This is a genomic window from Glaciimonas sp. OK215 (assembly GCF_057787885.1).
In genome coordinates this window covers 5,328,040-5,340,201 of the sequence record NZ_CM173544.1, presented here as the reverse complement: position 1 = coordinate 5,340,201, position 12,162 = coordinate 5,328,040, and the positions used below count along the sequence as shown (strand labels likewise).

10 protein-coding genes are annotated in these 12,162 nt (G+C 55.5%); 3 read left to right on the top strand and 7 right to left on the bottom strand.

Translation table 11 applies throughout. The features are described 5' to 3' along the window. Window positions 1-26: 26 nt before the first annotated feature. From AC3CHX_RS24570 to ilvA, 7 genes are all read right to left on the bottom strand, one after another. Complete coding sequence (locus AC3CHX_RS24570; protein WP_488630581.1) at window positions 27-653, bottom strand: LON peptidase substrate-binding domain-containing protein; 627 nt, start codon at window positions 651-653, stop codon at window positions 27-29. 44 nt (window positions 654-697) lie between these two features. After that, the gene (gene rapZ / locus AC3CHX_RS24565; protein ID WP_488630580.1) at window positions 698-1,561 is read right to left on the bottom strand and encodes an RNase adapter RapZ; all 864 of its coding nucleotides are present in this window, start codon (window positions 1,559-1,561) and stop codon (window positions 698-700) included. A gap of 131 nt (window positions 1,562-1,692) precedes the next feature. After that, on the bottom strand, window positions 1,693-2,643 hold the full coding sequence (gene hprK / locus AC3CHX_RS24560) for an HPr(Ser) kinase/phosphatase (protein WP_488630579.1): 951 nt from the start codon (window positions 2,641-2,643) through the stop codon (window positions 1,693-1,695). A 135-nt stretch (window positions 2,644-2,778) separates the two neighbouring features. Then, the gene (locus AC3CHX_RS24555; protein ID WP_488630578.1) at window positions 2,779-3,255 is read right to left on the bottom strand and encodes a PTS sugar transporter subunit IIA; all 477 of its coding nucleotides are present in this window, start codon (window positions 3,253-3,255) and stop codon (window positions 2,779-2,781) included. 117 nt (window positions 3,256-3,372) lie between these two features. After that, entirely contained in the window at window positions 3,373-3,951 is a 579-nt protein-coding gene (locus AC3CHX_RS24550) for a hypothetical protein (protein WP_488630577.1), read from the bottom strand. Between the two features lie 159 nt (window positions 3,952-4,110). Then, window positions 4,111-4,947 (bottom strand): NADPH-dependent 7-cyano-7-deazaguanine reductase QueF, encoded by an 837-nt coding sequence (gene queF, locus AC3CHX_RS24545; RefSeq protein WP_488630576.1) that lies wholly within the window; start codon window positions 4,945-4,947, stop codon window positions 4,111-4,113. Window positions 4,948-5,055: 108 nt separating this feature from the next. After that, on the bottom strand, window positions 5,056-6,582 hold the full coding sequence (ilvA, locus tag AC3CHX_RS24540; protein WP_488630575.1) for a threonine ammonia-lyase, biosynthetic: 1,527 nt from the start codon (window positions 6,580-6,582) through the stop codon (window positions 5,056-5,058). A 229-nt stretch (window positions 6,583-6,811) separates the two neighbouring features. Here ilvA and AC3CHX_RS24535 point away from each other — a divergent pair, with 229 nt between their 5' ends. From AC3CHX_RS24535 to AC3CHX_RS24525, 3 genes are all read left to right on the top strand, one after another. After that, complete coding sequence (locus AC3CHX_RS24535; RefSeq protein WP_488630574.1) at window positions 6,812-7,303, top strand: YqaA family protein; 492 nt, start codon at window positions 6,812-6,814, stop codon at window positions 7,301-7,303. A gap of 321 nt (window positions 7,304-7,624) precedes the next feature. Then, a complete protein-coding gene (locus AC3CHX_RS24530; RefSeq protein ID WP_488630573.1) occupies window positions 7,625-11,641 on the top strand; it encodes a DUF3683 domain-containing protein in 4,017 nt (1,338 codons plus the stop codon). 2 nt (window positions 11,642-11,643) lie between these two features. Further along, the gene (locus AC3CHX_RS24525) at window positions 11,644-12,069 is read left to right on the top strand and encodes an HIT family protein (RefSeq protein WP_488630572.1); all 426 of its coding nucleotides are present in this window, start codon (window positions 11,644-11,646) and stop codon (window positions 12,067-12,069) included. Window positions 12,070-12,162: the final 93 nt, after the last annotated feature.

Here is a 12,162-nt window from a genome sequence, read left to right as displayed (position 1 = left end):
GCCATGTTGCGGGCAGAGATCGGGAGTTAAATGATCTGATGTTGTTGCAGATACTGATGGATCAACGCCAGGCGGGCCTGTCCATCGGTCATTTCCATTAGCCGCTGACGCGCTTTCAATGGCAAAGGCAAAATTTCACACCATCGATTCGCCACCCAGCCGGCGTTGTCCAGTTGCAGTGGAGACGAAAAAGGACTGGTGTATTCGTCGCCATATTCGCTGCGACCCTTTTGGTTAACGTCGGCAATCAGCATTTTTAAAGTCGCTGCGCAGCTGACATGAGTGGCATCCGGTTTGGCCTGCACATCGGACGCTATCATTTCGATTTGCGCTTCGAGGCGCTGATCTGCCAACACCCGTTGTTGCAGAATGCGAAAGCGCTGACCACCTTGCGTGCGCAGCAGCAGCAGGCCGAGATCGTACATATCCCATTGAATTATGTCGGCCAGGCAACCAACCGCTTCCGGCTGTGCCGCGCGACCAACTTCGGCACCTGACTTGATTAGCACCACGCCAAACGGGCGTTGCTGCATCATGCAGTCGCGCACCATGTCAATGTAACGTGCCTCGAACACCTTGAGCGGCAATATTCCGTCAGGGAATAGGACCGTGTTTAGCGGAAATAGAGGAACGAAGTCGGAATTTTCGGGCATCTCGTTGACGCGTTTTCAGAATCCAGGCTGCTTGTTGTGGGGCATTAACCAAGCTGGCGATGGCGCCGTACCACACGTTCAGCCATTTCAAAATGTCTTGCCAGGTGCTCGACCATGTACACCGAACGGTGTTGGCCGCCGGTACAGCCGATGGCGACAGTCAAGTAGCTGCGATTGTCCTGTTTGAAAGATGGCAGCCACTTGGCAATGAAGCCGGCGATGTCGTTGAGCAGCTCGGCTACCTGTGGCAATTCGTCGAGGAAGTCGATCACCGGTTGATCGCGTCCGGTCAGTGGGCGTAGCGCCAGGTCGTAATATGGATTAGGCAGCATGCGGACGTCGAACACCAGGTCGGCGTCAAGCGGAACGCCGTGCTTGAAGGCAAACGATTCAAACAGCAACGTCAGCGGTGCGTGTTCGGTATCGACCAGCCCTTTGATCCAGCTACGTAATTTGTTGGTGCTCAAATCGGAGGTGTCGATGGTATGACCGAGACCTTCGATTTCTACCAGCAACTCACGTTCGTTGACGATGCACTCAGTTAGCGTCAGACGGTCGGATGGATTTTGGCCTGGGCGCAAGCGATGCGATAGCGGGTGACTGCGACGGGTTTCGGAAAAGCGCGCGATCAGCGCTTCCGTCTTGGCGGTCAGGAAGATGACCTTGACGTCGTGACCTTCGGCTTTTAGCCGCTGAATATCGGAAGGCAGGCCAGCCAGCGAATCGGCACTGCGCGCATCGGTTGCCACCGCCAGCATCTGTACGCCCTCGTTGATACGCGTCGCGACCAGTTCGCGTAATAGTGTCGGTGGAAGATTGTCGACGCAAAAATAGCCGGCGTCTTCAAGAACCCGTAGGGTGACCGATTTGCCTGAGCCGGAAATTCCGGTGATGAGAATTATGCGCATACGCTGATGATACCGTAACAGCTGTTTGGGGGGATGATGTCGACGCGAGAGACGGCGTTTGCATTCGTTGAATCGGCCTTGGTCGATGCACTGTAACGTTGGCGCAACGTCAACCCCCCGGTGCGTAACTATCAGTAGATATCGCTTTCGTTATCCATCACTGCGCGTTGGCGCGCAATGAAGTCCTTGAGAGTATCGATCCCGCGCAATTGCAGGATGGTGTTACGTACCGCTGCTTCGAGCAGAACCGCGATATTGCGGCCGGCTGCGACCGGGATGATGACTTTGCGGACCGGTAATCCCAACACGTCGTCGTAATGGGCGTCGAGTGGCAGACGTTCGTAATTTTCCTCCAGCGTGGCGCGCCGCACCAGATGGACGATCAGCTTCAGGCGCATTTTGCGACGGACTGCGGTTTCGCCGAAGATGGTCTTGATATCGAGCAGGCCGAGGCCGCGTACTTCCAGCAAGTTCTGTAACAGCGGCGGGCAGCGGCCTTCGATCATGTTGGGGGCAATCCGCGCAAACTCGACCGCATCATCAGCCACCAGGCCGTGGCTACGCGAGATCAATTCCAGCCCAAGTTCGCTTTTGCCGAGACCGGATTCGCCGGTAATCAGCACGCCGACGCCGAGTACGTCCATGAAGACGCCATGCATGGTGATGCGCTGCGCCAGTTTTTTAGACAAATACACGCGCAAATAATCGATCACTTGCGCAGCGGGTAAAGGCGTCGAAAATAAAGGGATATTCTTTTCGTCGCAGACATCCAGAATGTCCGGCGGCGTTGCCAGTCCTTGCGCAATGATGAATGCGGGTGGCTCGCCGGCGACCAGCTCCGTGGTTTGATAGGCGCGCGAGGTCTCTGACAGGCGTTTGTAGTATTGGGTTTCCTGATGACCGAAAACCTGAATCCGTCCGGGATGGATTAAATTCAAATGGCCGACTTGATCCGCTGCGGATGCCGCATCGCCGGAAATCAGGCGCTCGCCACCGGGAAAGCCGGCAAACCAGCCTAGTTGCAGCGATTCGCGGTTGTCTTCATAGAGCTGTTGAATCGAGAGCGGTGTACTTGATGGCATGGTAGGTGCGTTCGGCGCGTTGATGGTCGTTAGAGATTAATCAGTATTGTCGCCGCGTGGCCTCTGCAAAACCGCGGGCATAACTTCGCTGTGCACGTCAGAAGTTGTGCCGATTATGGCTTGTTTTGCATTGTTTCAGCTTGCATTTTCGGTGTTCGCCGGCTGCCATGCAACAAGCCTGGCGTGTACTGAAAGGGGATCGGGATCGGTATTCAGAATTTCGCGGAAGGAGTCGCTGGAAAACATTTCGGCGACTTCCGACAGAATTTCCAGATGTTGCTGGGTGACATGGTCAGGAACCAGCAAAAACACCAGCAAACTGACCGGTTCGCCATCAGGTGATTCAAACGGGATAGGCTGCGCCAGACGGACAAAAGCAGCCAGTGGCGCCTTCAGGCCCTTGACGCGCCCATGTGGTACGGCTACGCCATGGCCAAGGCCGGTGGAGCCCAGTCGCTCACGCGCAAACAGATTATCGGAGACGGTAGAGCGGGCAATGCCGCAATTGTTTTCGAAAAGCAGTCCGGCTTGCTCGAAAGCACGTTTTTTACTGGAAACTTCCAGATCCAGTGCGACATTTTGTGCCGTCAGGATTTTTGCAAGATTAGTCATTTTACAAATCGGTTTTCTGCATCGTAGGGATGTTGTGCAGAATTATAGGCCTGATTCTCGTACGCAACACCTAGTTACCTGAATGGTTAAAGCAAACTCCCCATGCCGGCGCTTGCATTATTCGACTTCGAAGCGTGCGAACAACAGCAGAACGTCGCCGTTACCTTTATTGCTGGATAGACGCGGGACGTAAGACATCATCAGTTTGTTTTTTTTGGTACCGATACCAGCGATCGGTAATGGCAGCGGGAAGGGGATGCCGCCAAAGTAATCCTGACGGCTGACCAGCATCGCGGTATAGCCGGCGCTGAATTCGACCGGGGTCTTGGGGACATTGAAGACCCATTCGTAAGCGTAACCACCCATCAATTGCGGTTTGAAATGGGAGTCGCGGATGGCCAGGAAAAACAGCGACTCATCATTCCCGTCGGCATTCCGGAGTGTACGGCCACCCCCGAGGCCCCAGGCCTTTTCATTCAGTTCCTTGATGCGTTCAGATGTATAGGTGTGGCGGCCGTGATAGGCGTAACCGGACAGGTAGACTTCCTGGGCCCCGTTGTCGGCGATATTCCCGAGCCGGTCTTTGGTTTGTTGCCACCAGCCGAGGCTATCGGTACTTTCTTGTGCATAGGCGGTTGACGACAGCAGCAGCGCGGCAATCGCTATTACGCAGGATGAAAAAAAGTTTCGAATCATGTAGGACTTGTCAGACTTTAAAATAAAAGTATTAAACGTACAACATTTCCGTATAGCAATGTCGTACGGTAGTCGCAGAGCCACCTAGCGTCAACGATTTTGGTAATTTTTGTGCATTCTTACAACTATCGGCACAAAAATACGGCGCCGCAAAAGGTGTTACTGGCGCGCTTGGCGCAGATTTGACGGCGGTGGTCCGGAAAAGTTGCAGCGCCAAGGATTGATGTCGAGCCCGCCGCGACGGGTGTAACGTGCATACACAGACAGTTTTTGTGGTGCGCAACGTTGCATGATGTCCATGAAAATGCGTTCAACGCATTGCTCATGAAACTCATTATGGTCGCGGAAGCTGATCAGGTATTTGAGTAAGCCTTCCTGATCAATTGGCGTGCCGACATAATGAATTTGGACACTGCCCCAGTCTGGTTGACCAGTTACCAGGCAATTCGATTTCAGCAAGTGCGACAGCAGCGTTTCGTCCACGGGGACGGCATTCCGGTCAGTTTTCAATAAAGCCGGATTTGGCTGATATTCGGTGACTTCGATATCCAGGCGATCCAGCAGCAGACCTTGCGGCTCTTTGATGGTCTGGCCGGAAAATGCGTCTGCAGTGGTCAGTACCACATGCACCGGCGCACCGAAGCCGGCCGATAGATCCGCGCGCAATAATTCCAGCAGCGCATCGGTGCCGGCCAGTTTAGTTTGATTGAAGGAGTTCAGATACAGCTTGAACGACTTCGATTCGATGATATTGGGAGAGTCGGCCGGTGCAGTGATGGTGGCGATCGCCACTTGCGGTTTGCCGCGCAGATTGAGCCACGATACTTCGTACGCATTCCATATGTCGACACCAAAAAACGGCAGTGTGCCGCGAATACCGATTTCCTCCCGCTTGCCCAGGCGCGCAATGGGAAACAGCAGCGATGGATCGTATTCGGCCTGGTAGGCGGCAGGTTTGCCGAGCGGCGAGAATTCTGGCGTGTTGGGAGCGGTCATGGTCTGTGGCGTTGCTTAAAGCAAGCATTTTGCCAGATTTACAGGACGCAAGTGCGGGAGGTGCGATGACAACAAGTGGTGAGCAATGTTGCTCACCACCGATGGGATTTATCCCAAAAACAGCTTGTAGACCGGATTTTCGCTCTCGTCCCAATAGCGATAGCCGAGGCTGGCAAGGAAGTTGCGGAACGTTTTCATTTCCTTTTTCGGTACTTGCAGGCCAATCAGGATACGACCGACATCGCCGCCCTGGCTACGGTAGTGGAACAGGCTGATATTCCAGTTCGGCGCCATGGAGTCCAGGAAGCGCATCAATGCGCCGGGACGCTCGGGAAACTCGAAGCGGTACAGCAACTCGTCGTGCGCCAACGGACTCTTGCCACCGACCAGATGGCGGATGTGCACCTTGGCCAGTTCGTCGTGGGTCAGGTCGAGTGCGCTGAAGCCATGCTTCTCGAAATTTTTGGCGATCTGTCCGGACTCGTCACGGGTCGCTATTTGCACACCGACAAATACGTGCGCCGCCTGATCATCGCTGATGCGATAGTTGAATTCGGTGACGTTGCGGTCGCCGACCAATTCGCAGAAGCGGCGGAAGCTGCCGCGTTCTTCCGGGATGGTGACCGCAAATACGGCTTCGCGCGATTGGCCGACATCGGCCATCTCCGACACGAAGCTTAACCGGTCAAAATTCATGTTGGCACCGGAGGCAATGGCGACCAGGGTTTGATTCTTGACCGGCTTGCGGGTGCCTTTGGCGCGTTCGACATAGGCTTTGGCGCCTGCGACCGACAAGGCGCCGGAGGGTTCCAGAATGCTGCGGGTGTCCTGGAATACATCCTTGATCGCGGTGCAGACGGCAGCGGTATCGACCAGAATCACTTCATCGACATACAGCTTGGCCAGACGGAAAGTTTCTTCGCCCACCAGCTTGACGGCGGTGCCGTCGGCAAACAGACCAACATCGGCCAGCGTGATGCGGCGACCGGCTTGCAGGCTGCGTGCCATCGCATCCGAATCGACAGTCTGGACGCCGATGATCTTGATTTCCGGACGCACCGCTTTGACGTAGGCAGCGATCCCGGCGATCAGGCCGCCGCCGCCGATAGGAACGAAGATTGCATGAATCGGGCCGGCATGTTGACGCAAAATTTCCATGCCGACAGTGCCCTGACCGGCGATTACATGGGGATCATCGAACGGATGCACAAACGTCAGCTTGAGTTTCTTTTCCAGCGTCAATGCATGGTTGTAAGCATCGGTGTAAGACTCCCCGAACAGCACGACTTCGCCGCCGCGCGCCCGCACCGCATCGACCTTGACCAAGGGTGTTGTGGTCGGCATCACGATCACGGCGCGGCAACCGAGCTTGGCCGCCGATAGCGCCAGCCCTTGCGCATGGTTGCCTGCGGAGGCGCAAATCACACCGCGCTTGAGTTGCGCCGGCGTCAGGCTTGCCATCTTGTTGTACGCACCGCGCAGCTTGAAACTAAACACGCTTTGCATATCTTCGCGCTTGAAAAAAATCTGGTTCTCAATTTTCTGCGACAGCGTAGGCGCTAGCTCGAATGGCGTTTCCAGCGCGACGTCGTAGACGCGGGCGGTCAAGATTTTCTGCAAATAATCTGTAGTCATGGTCAGGTCAAATTAGCGCGCTGCGGCGGATCAAGGTCGCTAGCGTCAGGTCAGGTTTCAAGGGCTAGTACAAGGGCTAGTACAAGGGCTAGTAGTCAAACCGGCTAATTTAACCGGACTGACCGAGTGCGAAGACAGCCGATCATTATAATGGAGCGCTTTGCGTATCGGCATGACATAGTTTCACGAATGCATGCGATTTTTATAACTGATTGCTTTTGAATTTTCCATGATCGAATCCGCTGTTGTATGGGTGCTAGGGGTGTTGGCGGTACCGACCATAGGCTTGTGGTCAGTGTTCATCGTCAGTTTCGTGTCGGCGACCTTGTTGCCGATGGGTTCCGAGCCGGCCGTGTTTGCCGTCATCAAAGCCAACGGCACGCTACTCTGGCCGGTGATTTTGGTGGCGACCGTCGGTAATACCCTGGGTGGCGCGGTGGATTACTGGATGGGTTACACCGCCAAGCAGGCTTTTTCACGCGAGCGCAAGAGTCGCTGGTTCCATTGGCTGGAGCGTTACGGTCCGAAAACCATGCTGTTGAGCTGGCTGCCCGGTATCGGCGACCCGATTTGTACGCTGGCAGGCTGGTTGCATCTGCCGTTCTGGCCCAGCGTGATGTATATGGCAATCGGGAAATTTTTACGCTATATAGCGATGACATGGCTGCTGCTGAACGTGCCGAATGCATTCTGGCGGCAGGTCGCGCATTGGCTGTTTTAGGTAGCGAAACCGCTTAAGGCGATGCTGGCTAGCCTTTGCAGTCGACATATTCGGCTAGCGTGATGGCGATGTTGTTAATCATCTCAATTATCGGTTGGCGCCACATGGTTGTCCCCCGGAAGAATTAAATGGTGTTGAATGTTTAGCTTGTAGCTATTGATTTCAATAAATTGATTGTTTTGGTGGATGAAATTGCTTGTTTCAATCGCATTAACATGTCGTCGCCGGTAAATGTAATGTCGTACAAACACAAGCTTGCCGTCGCGACTCTGCGCGATAGGCTAAAATGCCTACTCAGCGGCAGCCCACTCTCCTATACACATGAACGCCCCCGTACAAATCCAAGCCCTACTGTCAGATGCGCCGAATGGCGCCACTCCTACGCGCTTACGCGAAATTCCTTACAACTACACCTCGTTTTCAGATCGTGAAATCGTGATTCGCCTACTCGGCGAAGAGTCGTGGGCTTTGCTCGACGAATTACGCAGCAAACGCCAGACCGGCCGTTCGGCACGTATGCTGTATGAAGTCCTGGGCGATATCTGGGTAGTGCGGCGCAATCCGTATTTGCAGGATGATATGCTCGACAATCCGAAGCGTCGGCAAGCGCTGATTGATGCGCTGAACCATCGCTTGGCGGAAGTCGACAAGCGCCGGCTGGATGTCGCGCAAGCCGAAGGCAGCGATGACGATTCGCATCGTCGCAGCGCTCAGGTCGAGGCGCTGCTGCAGGCTGCGCGTCTGGCGATCAGCAAGTTCTCCGACGAATTCCGCCAGACTTACGATCTGCGTAAGCGCACCAATAAAATTCTGGGTCGCTACACTGCCAAGGACAACATCAAGTTCGACGGCCTGTCGCGTGTCTCGCATGTGACTGACGCCACCGACTGGCGCGTTGAGTATCCGTTCGTGGTGCTGACGCCGGACAGCGAAGATGAGATGGCTGGCCTGGTCAAAGGCTGTATCGAACTCGGTCTGACCATCATTCCACGCGGCGGCGGCACCGGTTATACCGGCGGTGCGATTCCGCTGACGCCGTTTTCAGCCGTCATCAACACCGAAAAGCTGGAGCAGTTGGGCGAAGTCGAAATGGCCGTGCTGCCTGGTCTCGACACCGAGTATGCGACCATTTTCTCGGGTGCGGGCGTGGTCACCAAGCGCGTCGCCGATGCGGCTGAAAAAGCAGGTTTCGTGTTTGCCGTCGACCCGACTTCGGCTTCCGCCTCGTGCATCGGCGGCAATATTGCGATGAACGCGGGCGGCAAGAAGGCCCTGTTGTGGGGCACCGCGCTCGACAACCTGGCAAGCTGGCGGATGGTCGATCCAAACGGCGACTGGCTCGACGTCACGCGTCTGGATCACAACCTTGGCAAGATCCACGACACGCCATTGGCGCGGTTCAAGCTGGAATGGCGTCATCCGGCGGCCAAAGGGCATCCGGCAGAGGCGGTGTTCAAGACCGAAATCCTGGAAATTCCCGGCCGCACTTTCCGTAAGGAAGGTTTGGGCAAGGACGTCACCGATAAATTTCTGGCGGGTTTGCCCGGCATCCAGAAAGAAGGTTGCGATGGCCTGATCACGTCAGGCGTGTGGATTTTGCACAAGATGCCGAAATTCACCCGTACGGTCTGCCTGGAGTTTTTCGGCCACGCACGCGATGCGATTCCGTCGATTGTTGAAATCAAGGACTATCTCGATAGCTTGCCGGCCAAAGGCGCAGGCTTTACGTCAATCCGCCTGGCTGGTCTGGAACATCTGGATGAGCGTTATTTGCGCGCAGTCGGTTACACCACCAAGTCCAAACGCGGCGTGTTGCCGAAGATGGCTTTGTTCGGCGACATCGTGGGCGATGATGAAAACGCCGTTGCGCACGCGGCTTCGGAAGTCGTGCGTCTGGCGAACAATCGCGTCGGTGAAGGTTTTGTTGCAGTCAGCCCGGAAGCACGTAAAAAATTCTGGCTGGACCGTGCGCGTACCGCAGCGATTTCCAAGCATACCAACGCCTTCAAGATCAATGAAGACGTGGTGATTCCGCTCAACCGCATGGGTGAGTACACCGACGGTATCGAGCGCATCAATATCGAGTTGTCGGTTAAAAACAAGCTGCAATTACTGGATGAACTGCTGGTCTTCATTGGCAATGGCAATCTGCCTCTGGGCAAGAGCGAAGACGCGGATGGCGATGATATTCCTGCGGCCGAATTGCTGGAAGACCGGGTCCACCAGGCCGAAGATTTGCTGCAAAAGGTAAAGGCACGCTGGACCTACTTGCTGACGCAGCTGGATCTGCCGCTGGCAGATGCCAAGGCAGAATTGGCGGTGCTGGGGCTGGACCGGTTGAGCGCGACGTTTGAACAGCGGCTGATTCAGCAACCGGACGCGCGGCTGTTTGACGTGGTGCAGGATCGCACCGTGCAAATTTCCTGGAAACTGGAAGTACGCGCCCAATTGCGCCAGATTTTCAATGGCGGCGCGTTCAAGCTGATTCTGGATGAATGCACGGCGATCCACAAAAAAATATTGCGCGGCCGGGTCTTCGTGGCCTTGCACATGCACGCCGGCGACGGCAACGTCCACACCAATTTGCCGGTCAATTCCGATCACTACGAAATGCTGCAGGATGCCCATGTGGCGGTGGCCCGCATCATGAAACTGGCGCGTTCGCTGGATGGCGTGATTTCGGGCGAACACGGTATCGGTATTACTAAACTGGAATTCTTGACCGAAGACGAAATCAAGGATTTCCGCGATTACAAAATAAGAGTCGATCCGGAGGGGCGCTTCAACAAAGGCAAGTTGCTGAACCTGCCGGGCCTGGATGCCGATTTGAGCAACGCCTACACGCCGTCGTTTGGCTTGATGGGGCACGAATCGCTGATCATGCAACAAAGCGATATCGGCGCGATTGCGAATAGCATCAAGGATTGCTTGCGTTGCGGCAAATGCAAGCCGGTCTGCGCAACCCACGTGCCGCGCGCGAATTTGCTGTACTCGCCGCGTAACAAGATTCTGGCGACTTCGTTGCTGGTCGAAGCCTTCCTGTATGAAGAGCAGACGCGGCGCGGTATTTCGATCAAGCATTGGGAGGAGTTCGAAGACGTCGCCGACCATTGCACCGTGTGTCACAAGTGTCTGACGCCGTGCCCGGTCGATATCGACTTCGGCGACGTGTCGATGAACATGCGCAATCTGCTGCGCAAGATGAACAAGAAATCGTTCAATCCCGGCACCACAGCGGCGATGTTCTTCCTGAATGCCAAAGATCCGGCGACGATCAACATGACCCGCAAGGTCATGACCGACTGGGGCTTCAAGGCGCAACGGCTGGGTCATGATGTGCTGAAAAAGTTTGCCAAAAAGCAGACCAAGGCACCGCCGTCGACGATCGGTAAAGCACCGGTTAAAGAGCAGGTAATTCACTTCATCAACAAGAAGATGCCGGGTAATCTGCCGAAGAAGACGGCGCGCGCCTTGCTGGATATCGAAGACGATAAAGTCGTCCCGATCATCCGCGATCCGCACACCACGACGGCGGAAACCGAAGCGGTGTTTTACTTCCCCGGTTGCGGCTCGGAGCGCTTGTTCTCGCAGGTCGGTTTGGCGACCCAGGCAATGTTGTGGCATGTCGGCGTACAAACCGTGCTGCCGCCTGGCTATCTGTGCTGCGGCTATCCGCAACGCGGTTCGGGAGACTACGACAAGGCCGAGAAGATCATCACCGACAATCGGGTGCTGTTCCATCGCATGGCGAACACCCTGAACTACCTCGACATCAAGACCGTCGTGGTGTCTTGCGGGACTTGTTACGATCAGCTGCAAGGGTACGAGTTCGAGAAGATTTTCCCCGGCTGCCGCATCATCGATATCCACGAATATCTGCTCGAAAAGAATCTCAAGCTGGAAGGCGTCAACGGCACGCGTTACATGTATCACGACCCTTGCCACACGCCGATGAAGTTGCAGGATCCGTTGAAAACAGTGAATGCGCTGATTTCCACGATCGACCATCAGAAGATCGAGAAGAATGAGCGCTGCTGTGGCGAGTCGGGTACTTTCGGTGTCAGCCGTCCGGATATCGCGACCCAGGTCCGCTTCCGCAAGGAAGAAGAAATGGTGAAGGGCGCAGATAAAATGCGCGCCGATGGCTTCACCGGCGAAGTCAAGATTCTGACTTCCTGCCCATCCTGCCTGCAAGGCCTGTCGCGCTACAACGATGATTCCGGCACCACTGCGGATTACATCGTGGTCGAAATGGCCAAGCATCTGCTCGGTGAAAACTGGTTGCCGGACTACGTCGCCCGCGCCAACAACGGCGGTATCGAGCGGGTTCTGGTGTAACCATGGCGGCCAACTCCGCGGGTTGTGAGTTGTGCGCCGCTGACGGTGGAGAACTTCTCTACCGTACCGACAAATATCGCGTGGTGCTGGTCGATGATGCCCAGTACCCCGGTTTTTGCCGGGTCATCTGGCAGCAGCATGTCAAGGAAATGACCGACTTGCCGGTTGCAGACCGAGAGGAATTCATGCGCGCCGTGTGGCAGGTTGAATCGACACTGCGTGCGGTGATGCAGCCGGAAAAAATCAATCTGGCTTGTTTCGGCAACATGACGCCGCATTTGCATTGGCATGTGATTCCACGTTATCTGGACGATGTGCATTTCCCCAATCCGGTCTGGGGTGCCGTTCAGCAAGCGGCGCCTGAAGCGGCCCTTGCTGCGCGTCATGCGTTGCTGCCGGCATTGCGTGCAGCGCTGTCGCATCCTTGACTGGGTTTTGCTGGTTGGGTAGAGCGTAGCGATACCGGCGCGATCTGTTGCAAAAGCGGCTACCCTCATCCGCCCTACAATTGCGTAGTATGC